The organism is Paenibacillus pinisoli (assembly GCF_003605435.1).
GTDB lineage: Bacteria > Bacillota > Bacilli > Paenibacillales > Paenibacillaceae > Pristimantibacillus > Pristimantibacillus pinisoli.
Window position 1 is genome coordinate 490,073 of record NZ_QXQB01000002.1, and the last position, 16,764, is coordinate 506,836.

Sequence of the window (16,764 nt, forward strand, 5' to 3'; positions counted from 1 at the left end):
CTACTCCCTGATCCATACCTCGCGGCGATCCTTCGAGATTGCATAGTCTTCAATATCAATGCCGAACTCGCCAAGCGTGGAGCGCAGCGGCACGTCCAGATGCGATCCGTTCTCCTCGGACGGCGGCCATGTATCGATCATCCAGAACAGCGATTTCCCCGCCAGGCTGGCTTCCACCACGCCGGACTGCTCATCCTGCTCCGCAGCGCCGCCCATCCATTCCACCAGATCTTTCAGCGGCACATAGATAGACCCTGAGGCAAGACGGTATTGACCGGCTTCAAGAACAAGCGTCGCATCGCCGCGATGCACGATAAGCGCAGGCTCACGATGCGCCGACTTCTGCCGCACTCCGCTTGCATCCAACTCTTTGCCGTATTTGATGATCGCCGCCTTATCGGCTTCCGTCACTTTCCCTCTGCTCCACTTCGACTTGCTGGCAGTCTGAAAGTGCATCGGCTTCACGCTATCGTCAAGAGGCTCGAACGTATACCCCAGATTTTTATAATAGTGAATAATGGCAGGCAGCGCTTTGACGGACTCCTCATGGCCCGCGCTGTCATGAATGAGAACGTTGAGCGTATCGGCCAGCTTGGACTTTTTGATATTCGCAATAATCTCCGTTGACGGTACGCCCCGGCGCTTGGAATCCCCGCTGTCTACATTCCAGTCATGCACACGGTACCCCGCCGCCGCCAGCGCGTCAAAATATCCCTGGTCAAAATTTGCATACGTCCCGCCCGGCGCCCGAAGCAAAGTCGTGCGCACGCCTGTCGCGGCATAGATCGCATCATCGGTTCGCATTACTTGGCCCGCAAATTCAGCGAAGCTGCCATACAGCTTCTCATATTTATGATTGTAAGTATGATTGCCGATCGCATGTCCTTCCTCTACGATCCGTTTGGCTATGTCAGGATTGCGCTCCACCTGCTCCCCCAGGGCAAAAAACGTCGCTTTAATTCCTTCCCTCTTCAATATATCCAGCACCTCAGGAGTATGCTTGCTTGGTCCGTCATCGATCGTCAGATAGACTACCTTTTTCTTCGCCGCAGCCGCTGGTTCAGCTGGAGGCTGATTCACCGTCTGGGAACTAAGCTTGGTGCCGTCTTCCCCGCTTGACGAGCCATTGTTGCTTTGACTGGCTTTCTCACTATGGTTGTGCCCCGTCCCTTCCGTTTTAGCTCCCGCCTTGCCTTCCTGCGTATTCCCGTTGCCCGCAGCTGCCGGCTTGGCTTCGTTGCCCGCTCCTTTATTTTCAGGCTCTGGCGTGCTGTTTGGGTTCCCTGCCTTCTTGCCCGCAGAGATCGAGGCATGTTGCTGCTTATCGCCGCTGGCGGCAGCTTGCTCCGGATTCTCCTTAGAGCCGTCTTCTGCAGGTTCCCCAAGCAGCGGACGCGCTTCATATTGCCGGGACACGGTCTGAACATAGCTTGTCTCCCCCAGACTGCGCGCCGCTTCTCCCTTATACAACAGGCCGCCTCCAAACTCCATGACGCCAAACCAAAATACCGCAGCACAAATAGATGCCTTCACTACTCGACGCATCGTCATTTCCACCCTTCTCTATCATCAAAATGGTTCGTATTCGAATTGATAGAGTATATGAAACAAGCCTCTACTAAATGCTACTAAATATTAATTTCATACCAATGCCAAAAACCTCTTACGAGGCTCGTTCTTCAGCGCCCGAGCGCTGTGTTTTAGCTTGTTTGCACTTATTGCTTAACCCTATTCATTCGCCTGAATCCATCTCGACGGCTTTTTTGGTTGTCCTATTGATTAATGAGATGAAATAAGTCGATATCGCCGACTCAAGCCTCTCTCTACCGCCCATTCAGAGCAGGTAAGTCGCTCACACCAATTTATACCTCACTTCACCGCATTCCTGAGCCTTAACGCCCCGCTCTGCTCTACAACTTTCCCATTTCATACTCCAAACAGCGCACCCTCATACTTGTTACTAAACAAAAAAAGCGGGATCCGACGCTTTATTAACGTCGATCCCGCTTTTCTCGCTTGCGAATGTGCCTGTGCTGACTGTGAATGAGATTAGCAGCCCAGCAGCTTCATTTGTTCAAACTCCGCGCCGCCTCCAGCACTTCCTGGGCATGGCCTTTCACCTTGACCTTGCGCCACTCGCGGACGAGGTTGCCTTTGGCGTCAATCAGGAATGTGGAGCGGACGATGCCCATGTATTCTCTGCCGTACAGCTTCTTCAGCTGCCATACGCCGTACATCTTGCAGACCTTGTGGTCCTCGTCGGCCAGCAGCAAGTAAGGCAGCTCTTTTTTTGCAACAAAGTTTTGATGCGACTTGATGCTGTCTCCGCTAATGCCAAGCACGACCGTATTGGCATCGACGAACTCGGAGTAGACGTCTCTCATATCGCAAGCCTGCACCGTGCAGGTTGCCGTCATATCCTTCGGGTAGAAGAAAATGACCACATTGCGCCCTCTCAGATCCATCAGGGATATCGTCTCCCCATTGGAGGCCGCCAGCTTGAACTTCGGCGCTTTTTTCCCAACTTCAAGTGTCATTGCATGCTCTCCTTCCTATTGCTATGAACCCGCTCCGCGGTACCGCTTCACGCCATGATTCCAGAAGGCCAGTCCCAGGCCGAAGACAATGAGTCCCATCACAGGGGTGAGCAGCGCCAGCTTCGAAATATCATCGGTCTTCTGCTCCAAGAAGTATGATGCCGGGATAACGCCGACGAAAGCGAATGGCAGCAGCCAAGTCAGCATGAAACGGATAATTTTATTATAAATGTTGACGGGATAACGGCCGTAGTTCTGGATGTTGTACATGAGCGGTACAATGCCCGTCGGCGCGTCGCTATAGAACGAGATCGCATTCAGCGCCGTGTACAAGCCCGCATAGATCAAGACCGCGCCAATGATGAACAGGAATAACATGACCAGATCCATCACGCTGAACGGCAGTCCCATCTGCGCCCAGCAATACGCCATAATGCCCGCGCCGACGAAGGAGCCGATCAGCGACGGCGGATCGACATTCTCGAACAGCACCTGGAACAGACTATGCGCTGGACGGGTAAGCACCCTGTCCATCTCTCCCTTTACGATATAGCGCTCGCTGAAGTTCCAGATGCTGAACAGCGTGCCGAAGATGCCGTACGGAATCATGAAGAAGCCGTAGACGAATACAACTTCAAGCTCCGACCATCCGCCAAGCGAGGCTGTATGCTGGAACACAATCAGAATAAAGATCAAGTTCATTCCCTGGAACAGCAGGTCGGAGATGACCTCGATCCAGAAGTCGGCCCGGTAGGTAAGACGGGTTTTGGCATAGTTCTTGATGTATTCCCAAAATAATGATGCGTATCTCATGATTTAAGTTAACCCCCTTGCACGAACAGCCGCTTGCGCGCCGCACGCCATGTCAGCCAGATCGGAATGAGCAGCAGCAGGAACCAGAACAGCTGCAGCAGCATGACGCTTCCCGCCTCTTCAAGCGGCGTCCTGCCGGTGAAGAAGGAGCTTGGCAGATATGTAATGGCCTGGAACGGCAGCCACTCCATAATGCCCGACAGCCACCCGGGGAAAAACGCAATCGGCACTACCACGCCGGAGAACAGATCGACCATGACGCGCTTCATCCGCATCATGCCTTCGTTATTCTCCACGAAGAAAGCGAACAGGCCGGTCAAGATGTTGATCTGGGAGTTAATCAGGAAGCTGAAGAACAGCATAACGAGATAAATCAGCCATACCTTCGGGTCGGTCGGAAGCGATACTGGGAAGATAAGGCATACGATGAAGAGGCCCGGCACCATAAAGAGCAGCAGCCGGAACAGCCCTTCTCCAAAGCCCTGCATCATTTTCACAAATAGATAGTTATAGGGCCGGATCAATTGAACCGCTACGCTGCCGTCCCTTATTTCATTGGCAATCTCGCGGTCGAGATTATTGAAGTAGAACGCACGGGCCATCCAGGATACTGCAATATAAGTGGTCATCTGCGGCACGGTGAAACCCGCCAGCGTATCCTGGCTTCCGTAGATCGCCTGCCACAAGAAATAGTAGGCCCCAATATTAATGGCATAAATAATAATGCCGCTATAATAGTTAACCCGGTAGGCCAGCATCATAAGGAACCGGATTCGGATAAAATCGACATACGCGCTCATCATGATGTTGCAACTTCCTTCTTCGCCACGTCAGCCGAGCCGGATTGATAGATGCCCCTTACAATCTCATCCGTATTGGTCTCGAAAATTTTAATATCGCGAATATCGGCTCCGCCGACGACTCTCGCCATCGCATCCGATACGCTTACTTCATGCGGAACGAACAGCTTGGCTGTTACGTCGTTCTCGATCGTCCAGCCTACGTTGATGCCTTCCGTCAATTGCTTCAGCTTCGCGAGCGGCGTCTGGCTTGCGAATTGGAACTGAATCTCGCGCCCCTTGCTCCACTTTGTCTTCAGCTCGTCCAATCCGCCGTCATAGATGACGCGGCCGTCATCGAGCATAATTACCCTCGAGCACAACGCTTCAATATCCTGCAAGTCGTGTGTGGTCAGCAGAATGGTCGTGCCTTCCTCTTTGTTCATCTGCATCAGGAAGTCCCGAATTTCCGTCTTCACGACGATATCCAGGCCGATCGTCGGCTCGTCCAGAAACAGAATGGACGGATTATGCAGCAGCGATGCCACCAGCTCGCAGCGCATCCGCTGCCCGAGGCTCAGCTTGCGGACAGGACGGTTAAGCAGATCACCCAATTGCAGACGCTCCACCAGATTGTCGAGCCGCTTGCGGAAGTCGGCCTCCGGCACCCGATACACCTTGCGGAGCAGCTGGAACGATTCAATAACGCCAATATCCCACCATAGCTGCGAGCGCTGGCCGAATACAACGCCAATGCCGTTCACGAACTTTTCTCTGTCCTTGAAGGGCACATAGCCGTTCACCTTAAGCTCGCCAGCTGTCGGCACCAGAATCCCGGTCAGCATCTTGATCGTTGTTGACTTGCCCGCCCCGTTCTCCCCTATGTAGCCGCAAATCTCGCCTTGGGGAATCTGGAATGAAATATCCTTTACAGCCCTTACTTCTCTATACTCACGCTTAAACAGATCCTTGAGCGCGCCCGACAGGCCTTCGCGGTTTTTTTGCACGCGAAAGTCTTTGCGCAGATCCTTAACGTCTATCGCCAGCATACTGTTAACAGCTCCTCTCGCCTCGACATTTCCTGGGAAATAGCGACTATATTGTTCCCTATTTGATAAAACTTGCATCAGGTTGGTCCTGAGCTTTATAATTTTATGATATGTAATCATACATCAGTTATCTCGATGCGTAAACTGTGTTGAAACGAACCATCACTTCCATTCATGGATACGGATATGTTCCATTCTTGCAGGCAGACAACATCGGATACGGAACAATTCTAATTGGCGTAGAGTGAAAGGAGACCAACGAACGCAATGCGTACAAGGTCAAGCAAAAAGGTCAAAAATAAATGGAAATGGCTTTGGATAAGCCTCTCGGTCGTTGTACTGCTCGTTATCGCAGGTGCTGTAGTATGGGGAGCAGGAATCTACAAGGAGCTGGACAGCTTCCAGAAGAAGCCGGAAGAATCGATATTCAAAGATATTGAGCCTGACAAAACAGTCGACATTCCAAAATGGGAAGGCAAAGAGCGCGTCAACATTATGCTGCTTGGCGGCGATGCGCGCGATGCCCAGGAAGGCGAAATCGCCCGATCCGATTCCATACTGGTTGCGTCCTTTGATCCCGTTACCAAAAAAGCACATCTATTCTCCGTCCTGAGGGATACGTACGGCGAGATTGAAGGCTATCGAGGCCGCATCAATTCCGCGATTACAGTCGGCGGACCGTCGCTTGCGATGAAGACTGTCGGCGATCTGCTCGGTCTGGAGATTCAATATTATGTCTACACCGACTTTGAAGGCTTCAAGTCGCTCATCGATACGATCGGGGGCATCTACTTCGAGGTTGAGAAGGACATGCGCTATAGAGACAATGCGGACAAAAACCGCTACGATATCAATCTGAAAAAGGGTTACCAGCTGCTGGACGGCGACAAGGCGCTCCAATACGTTCGCTTCCGCCATGATGCCATGAGCGACTATACGCGGACAGAGCGTCAGCGCAACTTCCTGAAGGCTGTTGCCAAGGAGCTTCAATCCACCTGGAACCTGATTCGGATGAAAGAAATTCTGGAGAGCGTCTCTCCTTATATCGAGACCAACCTGAGCGTCTCCGATATGCTCAAACTGGGTCAGCTTGGTGTCGACAGCCATATCGGCGGTACAGCGCAAATCCCGCCAATGGAGCTGGTGCAAGAGATGAATGTCGGCGGAGCATCCGTCATCGGCGTTCGCGACAAGGATGCGCTGCTCGGTTACGTTCAAGAGATTCTCTCCACCGACGAGACGATTCCGGTGCCGTCGGAGACTCCTGATGCGAGTGGGGACAATTCCAGCGGTTCGGCAAGCGGCGGAGGAGTATCGGGTAGCACCGGACGCACGGGAAGCCGCAGCTAACTTATAAGCCCATGAGAAAGAGCACATGCCGTGCTCTTTTTCTCTTTCCCCGATTCGGTTACACTAATGAAGTTGGACAAGCGGACGGAGAAGCGGTTTTTGCGTTCCAGCTCTGCGACCGCCTTCATTCATAGATCGTGAAGTTTGCATATCAGAAAGGAATGGTAGACATGTCAAAGCATAGACCAACTTCCGAGTCGCTTTATCAAGAGGCTCTGCAGCATATTGTAGGGGGCGTGAACAGCCCCTCCCGTTCATTCAAGGCCGTAGGCGGAGGCGCTCCCGTCTTCATGAAGCGTGCCGAAGGCGCTTATTTCTGGGATGTGGATGACAACCGCTATATCGATTATTTGGCGGCATACGGCCCTATCATTACCGGCCATGCCCACCCTCATATAACAGAGGCGATCATTCGCGCCGCCCAGAACGGCACGCTGTACGGCACGCCGACGGAGCTGGAGATCAAGCTCGCCCGCATGCTGAAGGAAGCGATCCCTTCGATGGACAAGGTGCGCTTCGTGAATTCCGGCACGGAAGCCGTCATGACAACGATCCGTGTGGCGAGAGCCTATACAAAGCGGAATAAAATCATTAAATTTGCCGGCTGCTATCACGGCCATTCCGACCTCGTGCTTGTAGCCGCAGGCTCGGGGCCTTCCACGCTTGGCATTCCGGACAGCGCGGGCATCCCGGCCAGCATTGCCCATGAGGTCATTACGGTGCCGTTCAACGATCTGGCTGCGCTCGAAGAAGCGCTGCAGCGCTGGGGCGACGATACGGCAGCCGTTATGGTAGAACCGATTGTCGGCAATTTCGGCATGGTAATGCCGCAGGAAGGCTTCCTTGAGGGTCTGTGCAAGCTGACACGCGAGGCTGGAGCGCTTGTCATCTATGACGAAGTCATTAGCGCTTTCCGCTTCCATTACGGATCGGCGCAGACCTACAGCGCGTTCCCGGATCATGCCGCCATCGAGCCTGACTTGACCGCGCTTGGCAAAATCATCGGCGGCGGGCTGCCGATTGGCGCTTACGGCGGACGCCGGCACATTATGGAGCAGGTTGCTCCGCTCGGCCCTGCCTACCAGGCTGGCACGATGGCGGGCAATCCCGCTTCCATCGCAGCAGGCATCGCTTGCCTGGAGGTGCTGCAGGAGCCGGGCATCTACGAGCGGATGGAGGGCCTTGCTTCGAAGCTCGCCTCAGGCCTGCTCGACTCAGCCCTGAAGCACGGCATCCCGCTTACTGTCAATCAAATCAGGGGTTCCTTCTCCGCCCACTTCTGCGATCATCCGGTCACAAATTATGATGAGGCGCAGGATACAGACGGCGAGAGATTCGGCAAGTTCTTCCGCCTAATGCTGGATCAGGGCATCAATCTCGCCCCTTCCAAATATGAGGCCTGGTTCCTGACGACCGCGCATACAGAAGCCGATATCGATGCAACTATCGAAGCCGCGGAACGCGCCATGGCATCTCTATAAAAGGAATTTGATCACGAAGCAGATCAGGAAGATTAGAGAGGAGCTGCGCACAGCATGAATGTCATTACACGGTTATCGGAAGCTGGCGACTTCGGAGCGCTTGCTGAACTGAACAATAGGCTTTGGAACGACGACACGTCCCCTGCCCCGATTCATTGGGATGGCGCGGAGGAGTACGCGCAATATCATACTCCGGGCTCGGAGATTGTAGCGGTATGCGATGGCCAGCTATGCGGCTATGTGAGCCTGAAGACGCCGACCAAGCTGGAATCGAACAAGCATGTTGCCGAGCTCGCCATTGGCGTCGACTCTCGCTTCAGAGGCATCGGCGCCGGGAGATTGCTGCTGAATGCCGCTTATGATTGGGCGAAGCAAAACGGCAAGCGCAAGCTGTCGCTCCGTGTGCTCTCGACGAATACGTCTGCGATTGCTTTTTATGAGAAATGCGGATTCCTGGTACAGGGCAGGCTGATTGAAGAGTTTTACCTCAATGGCCGTTACGTCGATGATATCTTCATGTATAAAATGATCGACGAATAACTGACCAACATCCCAATAGAAAGGGACTCTTCCAAAAGCGAATGGTTGTGCCACACAAGGTTAATCGTAAGCTGGAGCGATACTCAGTCAGCCAAATATAGCTTTTGGGACAGTCTCGTGCAGCTGTGCGGAAAACGGAACTGCTGGCCGAGAAACTCGGCTTAGTGAGCGCAGCCGAGCGCCAATCATAGCTGCTGGTCGAGAAACTCGGCTTAGTGGGCGCAGCCGTGCGGAAAACGGAGCTGCATGCCGAGAAACTCGGCTTGCAGTGTGCCGCCGAGCGGCAATCAAAGCTGCATGCCGAGAAACTCGGCTTACAGGGTGCCGCCAAGCGGCAATCAGAGCTGCATACCGAGAAACTCGGCTTACAGAGTACCGCCAAGCGGTGATCAAAGCTGCATGCCAAGAAACTCGGCTTACAGAGTACCGCCAAGCGGCAATCAGAGCTGCATACCGAGAAACTCGGCTTACAGAGTACCGCCAAGCGGCAATCAAAGCTGCATGCCAAGAAACTCGGCTTACAGAGTACCGCCAAGCGGCAATCAGTGCTGCATGCCGAGAAACTAGGCTTACTGAGTGCTGCCGAGCGGCAATCAGTGCTGCATGCCGAGAAACTCGGCTTGCAGTGTGCCGCCGAGCGGCAATCAGAGCGGTATGTCGAGAAGCTCGGCTTACAGAGTGCCGCCAAGCGGCAATCAGAGCTGCATGCCGAGAAACTCGGCTTAGTGAGCGCAGCCGTGCGGCAATCAGAGCTGCATGCCGAGAAACTCGGCTTAGTGGGCGCAGCCGTGCGGCAATCAGAGCTGCATGCCGAGAAACTCGGCTTAGAGAGCCCCTCCGTACGGAAAGCTGAGCTGCAAGACGTAAAACACGGCTTAGAGCGTGTGCGCAGGGTGAAAAGCCAAGCGGCAAGCCATGCCCTGCTTTGACAAGATTTCAAGCAAGTAAAAGCCTTCAAATCCACTTTGCGGTGGTTTTGAAGGCTTTTTTATCCAATATTTAAGAATGGCCTATCCATTCATTGCTTCACTTTTGGTTCCCTTTAGGGACTACCCCTTCATCATTACTCGTAAGGCATCGCGACTAGCCGGTCATCTGTGCTGCCAGGAGAGCCGCGTCCGTCGCGGTTATTCGTAATGAAATAAAGAGTTCCGTCCTTGAGTGCCAGATCGCGTATCCGGCCCTCTCCAGCATGATAGGTTTCCATCTCTCCGCTTTCAGGCGTATAGCGATAGATCGCCTCGCCGCGAAGACCAGCTATAAGCAGCCTTCCTTGATCATCGATGATAGTGCCGGACGGCGCAATCGCTTCGTCGCCTGTATGATAGAGCGGCGCAATCATGCCTTCCCGATTGTCATCGCCGATCACGGCAGGCCAGCCATAATTGCCGGACGGCTCAATCCGGTTAATCTCGTCATGCCCTCCGGGCCTTCCCGACGGGCCGTGCTCCGAGCTGTACATGATGCCATCCTTCGTCCACGCCAACCCTTGCGGATTGCGATGGCCATACGAATAGACATAAGAGCCTGGAGTCGGATTGTCATCCGGCACTGCACCATCCAGCGTCATACGGAGGATTTTGCCAGCGAGGCTGTCTCTGTCCTGAGACAGCGCCTGCTCCTGCGCATCGCCCGTTGTCACGTAGAGCATGCCTTCAGGCCCAAAGGCCAGCCGTCCGCCATTATGGTACAGATCGCCCGGAATGCCTTCCATCAGCGGACGCTCCTCGGCCCACTCCGAGCCCTCCTTCTTCAGCAGAACGACCCGGTTCATCGTCCCTTCCGCCCCCCGATACGTATGGTAGGCGAACGCTAGTCCCGACTGCTGAAAATCCGGAGCCAGCAGCAGACCTAGAAATCCGCCCTCTCCATCATGATGGACAGCCTTGGCAAGGCGGACGGTCTGGCGGTCGATCTCTCCGTCCTTAACGTGGACGATGCTGCCTTCCCGCTCGCTCATATATATTTCATTGCCGTCAAAAGCAATCGACCATGGAATGCGGAGGCCGGCGCTGATCGTGCCGTGCTGGACGGCTGGCGGAGAAGACTCTTCCGCAGGCTGGGACGGCGATGGCTTCTCTCCATTGGGGTCGCCTGGCGAAGGCTGCTCCGCGGCAGTCGGCGTTGGTCCGTTATCTTCAGCTGGCGCGTCCGAACGGCTGCAACCCGCTATGACGACCGCCAGCGTCATCGCAGCAGCCCCAAGCTTGATCCATTGCGTGTTCATCACTCCCGCCTCCTATCCTTTGGTCATTATGATCCGGCAGCTTCCGCTTTCTTCAATGCCGCGAGCAGCTCATCATGCAAGTAGCCGTTGCTCGCTGCGACATTGCGCACGCCAAGCGAATACGTATCGCCCTTTGTATCGGTCACGATTCCGCCCGACTCCTGAATAAGCAGCACGCCGGCTGCCATATCCCAGCTGTTCAGGCCAATCTCCCAAAATCCGCTCAGACGCCCAGCCGCGACATATGCCAGATGCAGCGCGGCCGATCCCGCAACTCTCAGATTGCGCACTTGCGAAGCAAGCTCAGCAATTCCACGCAGATTAACAGGCAGCGCATGCTCCCTCTCCGCTGGCAATCCAGTGGCGATCAAGCCTTCCTTCAATGTCCGGTCTTCCGATACTTGCATCCGTCTGCCGTGAACATAGGCGCCCTTGCCCTTCTCCGCGACGAACAGTTCATCCCTCACGGGATCATAGACGACGCCTACGATAATTTCTCCGCGGTAAGCAAGCGCGATAGACACGCAGAAGAACGGAAAGCCATGCACAAAGTTCGTCGTGCCGTCAATCGGGTCTACGATCCATAAGTACTCCGAGTCGCTTGCCTCCTCCAGCGCTTTGGCAGAGGCCTCCGGCCCCGGCTCGCAGCCTTCCTCTCCCAGAAATGAATGATGGGGAAAGTGCGTGGCAATCAGCTTCCGGATCAGACGCTCGGAACCCTTGTCCACTTCGGTGACAAGGTCATGCTCAGAATATTTTATTTCAAGGCTGGCGTAGTTGCCCAGCTTGGTCATAATCCATTCCCCGGCCTTCGCCGCACAGTTGATGGCAACAGCCGTGAAGCTTTTGCCGCCGACTACGAAGGCATTGTTCCCTTCCGTCACTTCGTATCACACTCCTCGCGAGTAATAGGGTTCTTCCTTGGTACAAGATCAATAAACAACACATCTATCATATTTAATACGTATGGAGCCCGTGACTCGTTTCGCCTGAATGGCAGAATATCGGGCGCTATACATGAGCTGCCCCTTCCCAAATAAGCTGAATCGACAACGCAATAAGCGTAACCCGCAGCAGCCACAATAGCCCCTTCCCGCTCATCCGCATCGCGATAGATGCCCCCAGCTTGCCTCCGATCCATGCGCCCGGCGCAAGCGCAAGCACCAGCAGCCAGTTCATCTCGCCAAGCGAGGCATGCATCCCGCTGCCCAATATGGACGACAGGAATATAACAAACATGGAGGTTGCCGTAGCAACATGCGCCGGAAAGCGGAATAGAAGGACCATAAGCGGCACGAACAGCGATCCGCCTCCGATTCCGAACAAACCCGATATGAGCCCGACGCCGAAGCCGATAGCCAGCGCCGGCAGCGTGCCATAGCTGTAGCTGTGTCTTACTCCTGAGGCGTCGACCAGTTCCCGCTTAATCGGCCAGTCCCTCGAAAACGGTTTCATATAATCGCGGGCAATCAACAGTCCCGCCATGCCAAGCATGAACAGTCCGAATCCGAGCTGGAATACGCCCATCGGCAGCTTCCCGGTAATGGCCGCTCCAAGCAATGCGCCCGGCCCGCTTGTGATGAAGAGCAGCAATGCGCTCCGCTTGTCGACCAGTCCCCTCTTGGAATAAGAGATGGTCGATGCAAGCGCTGTCACAACAAGTACTGACAGCGATACCCCTACCGCAACCGCATGGCCGATAGGGGCTCCTATAAGAGACGGGGCCGTATAGAGCAGAGCCGGCACGATAATAATGCCGCCTCCGAGTCCTACAATGCTGCCGAACATGGCTGCAATAACACCCAGCAATACAAGTAAAATCCATTCCATAGCTAATCAGGAGAAATCTCGACGCTTGCGCCGTCCAAGACCTTGACTCCTACACCTCTTTTCTCAAGCTCCTTCATATCCTCCATCAGCCGGAGCAGCGCAGCGTCCTTGCTCTTCGCCTCCAGCATGCAATCGACTGCCCCGCATTCGCGGGCAGCTGCCTTCAGAAACCGAAGCAGCGGCTCTGGCTCCACATAATCCGCATGGCCTCTCGGGTCAGACAGGCTCTTCGGGCTGGATGCGTGGATTTTCGGAGGCAGATCGCCTTCGCCGGCAAGACCGAGCCGCCCGCGCTCCCGCTCCCATGTGCGCACAATGCGCGGCCATAACCCGTGATGCAGCTCGTCCTCTTCTATGCCGCCAGTATTCACGGCATGATGGTGAATATCCAGCACCATCGGAACGCCGACCGTCTCGGCGGCTGCCAGCGTTTCCGCCGCATTGAACGTCTTGTCGTCGTTCTCCAGCGTAACCCGGTTCATGATGCGCGCAGGCAAGGCTCCGAACTGCTCGATGAACCTTGCGCCGGAGACAGCCTTGTCGCCATAGGCTCCCCCGATATGAATGTTGCACTTGCTGCGCTCGTCCAGCTCCATAAGCTCCAGCATGCGGACATGATGCTCCAGATCCTGCTCCGACTTGGCCAGCACCTCGGGCCTAGGCGTGCTGAATACGCAGAAGTGGTCAGGATGGAACGACACCCGCATGCCCCTCCGCTTCACATAATCGCCGATATCGCGGAAGGACTGCGCCAGAGGCGAATAAGCGTCCCAATCCGCCACCCCTTCATGCGTAGCGAGCGGAATCAGCTTGGACGAAAAACGGTACATCGCAATATCATGGGCATGGCTGTTCTTCAAGATGCGCAGCGTGCTTGCCAGGTTCTCCTCCGCAATACGCTCAAGCCGCCTCAGGCCGGCTTCCCGGTCATCCAGCCCGGATAACGTCTTGTACGTCATGGTCCGGGATGGAGAAGCGTTCTCCAGCAGCAGGCTCATCGCCACGAAGCCGAATCTGACAATCATACGTTACCCCCGCTCTCCAAAAAACATCTCGTACGCCAGGGCCGTCTGAATGCGCGCTTCCTCTTCAGTCAGCTTCCGCACCAGCTCCATCTCTACCTGCGTCACTTCTTCGCCTTGAAAGTTGATCTCCGCAATGGAGGCTGAGATTCGCACAATCGCGATCGCCTCATTGTTCGGCGTATAAGCGATTACCTTCTGTCCCGTCGGATAGACGCGGAACCCGCTCTTTACCATTTTGCCCTTGCCGTATTCCAACAATTCATACAGCTCTTGCTCCGACTTGAATTTGCATACCGAATTGAATTCCGTCTGAAATCCCATTGCAAACTTCATCCTCTCTTCACTCTATAATGGCATAGCCGCGCAGCAGCTCCCAGGGGAGCACCAGCGCGGCTTCATTCTGCCTTGATACATGACTTAGGCCTTGAGCGACTCTCCCGTAAAGTCAATTCGCTGCTTGTCCCTATGCCGCTCAAGCGCCAGACGAATCAGCGTGTCCAGCAGCTCCTTATAAGGAACGCCTGTCTCGCGCCACATCAATGGATACATGCTGAACGGCGTAAAGCCTGGCAGCGTATTCACTTCATTGATCAGCAGCTGATTGTCATCCTTCCGCAAGAAGAAATCCACGCGGGACAAGCCGGATCCGTCAATCGCCTGAAAGGCGCGGACCGCCATCTCGCGAATGGATTCGGTCAGTTCAGCCGATAGTTCCGCGGGAATGACCATCGTCGACTTGCCGTCGATATATTTTGCCTTGTAATCGTAAAATTCATTGGACGGTGCAATCTCGCCAGGCACAGAAGCCTTAGCCTCATCATTGCCCAGCACGCTAACCTCGATCTCACGGGCGTCGATGAACTCCTCCACAATAACCTTGCGGTCAAAGCGGAATGCGTAATTAACAGCCTCAATCAGCTCTTCCCTGTTCTTCGCCTTGGATACGCCTACGCTGGACCCCAGATTGGCCGGCTTAATAAAGCAAGGGTAACCGAGAGCGATTTCGCATTCCATAATGAAGTAGGAAGCGTCCTTCTCCCATTGCGTGCGGTTGAAGTGGCGATAGACGCATTGCGGCAAGCCTTCCTGCGCAAAAACCTTCTTCATCATAATCTTGTCCATCCCGACAGCGGAAGCCAAAACGCCTGCTCCGACATAAGGAATATTGGCCATCTCGAACAAGCCTTGGATCGTGCCGTCTTCGCCGAACGTGCCGTGCAGCAGCGGGAACATGACGTCAACCGTCTCTGCAGGCGCAGCCTGTGAGGAGTGGCTGCTGATCGTGGCTTCGCCCCCCTGGGCGATGGCCCCGCCAGCCGATTGATCAAGCGCGCTGAAGAGCGGCGCAAGCGAACGGCTCGACGTCATGCCCCCTTCGCCTCCGAAGCGGAGCGATTCCACCGATTCCGGCGCCGCCAGCAGAGTCGCCCCGCTTTTCCATTCGCCTTGCTTTGTAATATAGAAAGGTTTGATTTCGTATTGGTTATAATCAAATTCGCGCATGACGGCGAAGGCTGTCTGAAGCGACACCTCGTGCTCTCCTGACTTCCCTCCGTACACGAGTCCGACCCTTACTTTGCTCCCCATAGTCTATCCTCCGGTATGATATAATTTCCTTCCGTGCTTGCCTGCTCAAAGCAGATCGGGTATATGAAAAAAACGGTAGCGGGTTCGCCCGGTCCATGCATAAGAGTCCCGGTAATCCCAATAACGATGCCTGCTTGCAACCGTATTCGCATTTACAAGCGGCTGCCCGGCCGCATCGAAGGCCGTCACAATCGTACTGTGCTGATACCTTCCGTCTCCGGTCCAGTCATATGTAATGACATCGCCTAGCTGCAATTGGCCGGCTGATTGCACCTGTTCGGCGCGAAGCCCGGACTTGCGCGCTGCCGACAAATATTGGGTCATTGCATTGGAGACAGCCCAGCTGTAGCTCCACCACTCCTGGCCCTTGGCGCGTCCTTTGTACCACCAGCCGCTACCTCTTGTACCAGTATAGTTCATAGGGGCATTGCCTGCAAAGATACACTGGGACACATAATTTGTGCAATTCACATCGAACAGCTCGTAAGAAGGATTGCCTTCATCCCACCATCTGTCGGCATAGGCCGCAGCCAAATCTCTCCTGTAGCGAATGCCCGTAATCCGGTTTTTGAATTGGGGCATTAGGTCATAATTTAAGTAGGGTAAAGACGGCATGACATAGACCTCGTCTTGGGAAGGCTGCTCCGGCTCATCCTGCCATTGCAGCGTCGATATGCCATAACGGGGCCTGCGCTCCGCAATAACCGGCTCTACCTGCAGCACATCCCAGCCGCGGCCCGCTGCAGAGAGCCACAGCCGCTCGTATTCGTAGCGCTCTTCCATATAATAGCTGCCGCCCTGCTCCACCCTGCGTTTGACGTGAAGCCGCAGCAGCACCGATACTTCGCTGGCGGATTCATTCACGCGCACCAGCTCCGCCTTCGTCTCGCTTCCCGCCGGAAGGGCTCCGCGCAGCAAATCGCGCTCCCTCATGCGCGCAAGCCGTCCGGCCAGCCGCTCGCCGTGAACGGGATCCGCCATATAATCGGTTAGCACGCGCGGATGCTGCTCCGTCTCGGCCTGATTGAACAGACTGACATAACGGTGAATCGACGCCTTCCATTCCTCGCGCTCCCTGGTTTCGGACACGCGCCTTGGCGAGGAGTTCTGTATGAGAGAGGTTGGCTTTGGCTTGGACTCAAGCAGTTGTTCGCGCCCGCCGATTCCCTTGATCTGGACAGCTGCGGAAGGCTCCGCCTGCCCTTCTCGCTGAAGCGCGGCAGCAGGCGCGGCAGCGCGGCTTTTGGACATACGTTCCGCACGCTTTTTCCGGCCGCCTGCGGATTGGCGGCTACCTGATTTGGACAAATGCGTTCCCTCCCGATTCTGCCTGGCTTTAGGCGCTTCCTGCTCGGACGCCCCCAACGGCAAAGAATGACTGCTTCATTATATGAAGGCATCCGGTCAAACATGTAACATTTCTGGAAGCGGAAGTGCCATAATTCCAGGCAGGAAGCAGCTCGGAAAAGGCTAACATTGGACTTTACGTACCCCCACTTTTAACGTTATACTAGTGACATAAGGTTTTTGAAATTGTGTTTCGTCT

General features: G+C 54.8%; 17 protein-coding genes. 5 read left to right on the forward strand and 12 right to left on the reverse strand.

Features of this window, described 5'->3' with window-relative positions; genetic code table 11:
- The 5 genes from D3P09_RS09615 to D3P09_RS09635 form a co-directional block, all read right to left on the reverse strand.
- A complete protein-coding gene (locus D3P09_RS09615; protein ID WP_243644036.1) occupies positions 1–1,545 on the reverse strand; it encodes a polysaccharide deacetylase family protein in 1,545 nt (514 codons plus the stop codon).
- A gap of 521 nt (positions 1,546–2,066) precedes the next feature.
- Complete coding sequence (bcp, locus tag D3P09_RS09620) at positions 2,067–2,537, reverse strand: thioredoxin-dependent thiol peroxidase (protein ID WP_120109326.1); 471 nt, start codon at positions 2,535–2,537, stop codon at positions 2,067–2,069.
- 21 nt (positions 2,538–2,558) lie between these two features.
- The gene (locus D3P09_RS09625; RefSeq protein ID WP_120109328.1) at positions 2,559–3,350 is read right to left on the reverse strand and encodes an ABC transporter permease; all 792 of its coding nucleotides are present in this window, start codon (positions 3,348–3,350) and stop codon (positions 2,559–2,561) included.
- 8 nt (positions 3,351–3,358) lie between these two features.
- The gene (locus D3P09_RS09630) at positions 3,359–4,153 is read right to left on the reverse strand and encodes an ABC transporter permease (protein ID WP_120109330.1); all 795 of its coding nucleotides are present in this window, start codon (positions 4,151–4,153) and stop codon (positions 3,359–3,361) included.
- A complete protein-coding gene (locus tag D3P09_RS09635) occupies positions 4,150–5,178 on the reverse strand; it encodes an ABC transporter ATP-binding protein (RefSeq protein WP_120109331.1) in 1,029 nt (342 codons plus the stop codon). Before D3P09_RS09635 ends, D3P09_RS09630 begins: the two co-directional genes overlap by 4 nt.
- A 267-nt stretch (positions 5,179–5,445) precedes the next feature.
- Here D3P09_RS09635 and D3P09_RS09640 point away from each other — a divergent pair, with 267 nt between their 5' ends.
- From D3P09_RS09640 to D3P09_RS09655, 5 genes are all read left to right on the forward strand, one after another.
- Positions 5,446–6,528: an LCP family protein gene (locus D3P09_RS09640; RefSeq protein ID WP_120109333.1), complete on the forward strand. Its 1,083-nt coding sequence runs from the start codon at positions 5,446–5,448 to the stop codon at positions 6,526–6,528.
- A gap of 170 nt (positions 6,529–6,698) precedes the next feature.
- Positions 6,699–8,009 (forward strand): glutamate-1-semialdehyde 2,1-aminomutase, encoded by a 1,311-nt coding sequence (locus tag D3P09_RS09645; protein WP_120109334.1) that lies wholly within the window; start codon positions 6,699–6,701, stop codon positions 8,007–8,009.
- Between the two features lie 54 nt (positions 8,010–8,063).
- The gene (locus tag D3P09_RS09650; RefSeq protein ID WP_120109336.1) at positions 8,064–8,549 is read left to right on the forward strand and encodes a GNAT family N-acetyltransferase; all 486 of its coding nucleotides are present in this window, start codon (positions 8,064–8,066) and stop codon (positions 8,547–8,549) included.
- Positions 8,550–8,776: 227 nt separating this feature from the next.
- On the forward strand, positions 8,777–8,938 hold the full coding sequence (locus tag D3P09_RS27620) for a hypothetical protein (RefSeq protein ID WP_165867373.1): 162 nt from the start codon (positions 8,777–8,779) through the stop codon (positions 8,936–8,938).
- A 156-nt stretch (positions 8,939–9,094) separates the two neighbouring features.
- Positions 9,095–9,478, forward strand: a complete 384-nt coding sequence (locus tag D3P09_RS09655) for a hypothetical protein (protein ID WP_120109338.1) — start codon at positions 9,095–9,097, stop codon at positions 9,476–9,478.
- Between the two features lie 134 nt (positions 9,479–9,612).
- On the opposite strand, the gene D3P09_RS09660 is transcribed toward D3P09_RS09655, so the two are convergent.
- The 7 genes from D3P09_RS09660 to D3P09_RS09690 all read right to left on the reverse strand — a co-directional run bounded on the left by D3P09_RS09660 (position 9,613) and on the right by D3P09_RS09690 (position 16,526).
- On the reverse strand, positions 9,613–10,776 hold the full coding sequence (locus D3P09_RS09660; protein ID WP_120109339.1) for a PQQ-dependent sugar dehydrogenase: 1,164 nt from the start codon (positions 10,774–10,776) through the stop codon (positions 9,613–9,615).
- Between the two features lie 26 nt (positions 10,777–10,802).
- Positions 10,803–11,660 carry an inositol monophosphatase family protein gene (locus D3P09_RS09665; protein WP_120109341.1) on the reverse strand — a complete coding sequence of 286 codons (858 nt, stop codon included), beginning with the start codon at positions 11,658–11,660 and terminating at the stop codon, positions 10,803–10,805.
- Positions 11,661–11,787: 127 nt separating this feature from the next.
- Positions 11,788–12,606, reverse strand: coding sequence for a sulfite exporter TauE/SafE family protein (locus tag D3P09_RS09670; RefSeq protein WP_120109342.1), 819 nt, complete (start codon positions 12,604–12,606; stop codon positions 11,788–11,790).
- A 2-nt stretch (positions 12,607–12,608) separates the two neighbouring features.
- Entirely contained in the window at positions 12,609–13,631 is a 1,023-nt protein-coding gene (gene uvsE, locus D3P09_RS09675; RefSeq protein ID WP_120109344.1) for a UV DNA damage repair endonuclease UvsE, read from the reverse strand.
- Between the two features lie 3 nt (positions 13,632–13,634).
- Entirely contained in the window at positions 13,635–13,952 is a 318-nt protein-coding gene (locus D3P09_RS09680; protein ID WP_120109345.1) for a hypothetical protein, read from the reverse strand.
- Between the two features lie 96 nt (positions 13,953–14,048).
- Positions 14,049–15,218: a D-alanine--D-alanine ligase gene (locus D3P09_RS09685; RefSeq protein ID WP_120109347.1), complete on the reverse strand. Its 1,170-nt coding sequence runs from the start codon at positions 15,216–15,218 to the stop codon at positions 14,049–14,051.
- A 45-nt stretch (positions 15,219–15,263) separates the two neighbouring features.
- Complete coding sequence (locus D3P09_RS09690; protein ID WP_243644038.1) at positions 15,264–16,526, reverse strand: amidase domain-containing protein; 1,263 nt, start codon at positions 16,524–16,526, stop codon at positions 15,264–15,266.
- Between the last annotated feature and the right edge of the window lie 238 nt (positions 16,527–16,764).

Coding starts and splice junctions, on each gene's coding strand:
- D3P09_RS09615 (WP_243644036.1), bottom strand. CDS start 1,545: ATGCGTCGAGTAGTGAAGGCATCTATTTGTGCTGCGGTATTTTGGTTT.
- bcp (WP_120109326.1), bottom strand. CDS start 2,537: ATGACACTTGAAGTTGGGAAAAAAGCGCCGAAGTTCAAGCTGGCGGCC.
- D3P09_RS09625 (WP_120109328.1), bottom strand. CDS start 3,350: ATGAGATACGCATCATTATTTTGGGAATACATCAAGAACTATGCCAAA.
- D3P09_RS09630 (WP_120109330.1), bottom strand. CDS start 4,153: ATGATGAGCGCGTATGTCGATTTTATCCGAATCCGGTTCCTTATGATG.
- D3P09_RS09635 (WP_120109331.1), bottom strand. CDS start 5,178: ATGCTGGCGATAGACGTTAAGGATCTGCGCAAAGACTTTCGCGTGCAA.
- D3P09_RS09640 (WP_120109333.1), top strand. CDS start 5,446: ATGCGTACAAGGTCAAGCAAAAAGGTCAAAAATAAATGGAAATGGCTT.
- D3P09_RS09645 (WP_120109334.1), top strand. CDS start 6,699: ATGTCAAAGCATAGACCAACTTCCGAGTCGCTTTATCAAGAGGCTCTG.
- D3P09_RS09650 (WP_120109336.1), top strand. CDS start 8,064: ATGAATGTCATTACACGGTTATCGGAAGCTGGCGACTTCGGAGCGCTT.
- D3P09_RS09660 (WP_120109339.1), bottom strand. CDS start 10,776: ATGAACACGCAATGGATCAAGCTTGGGGCTGCTGCGATGACGCTGGCG.
- D3P09_RS09670 (WP_120109342.1), bottom strand. CDS start 12,606: ATGGAATGGATTTTACTTGTATTGCTGGGTGTTATTGCAGCCATGTTC.
- uvsE (WP_120109344.1), bottom strand. CDS start 13,631: ATGATTGTCAGATTCGGCTTCGTGGCGATGAGCCTGCTGCTGGAGAAC.
- D3P09_RS09680 (WP_120109345.1), bottom strand. CDS start 13,952: ATGGGATTTCAGACGGAATTCAATTCGGTATGCAAATTCAAGTCGGAG.
- D3P09_RS09685 (WP_120109347.1), bottom strand. CDS start 15,218: ATGGGGAGCAAAGTAAGGGTCGGACTCGTGTACGGAGGGAAGTCAGGA.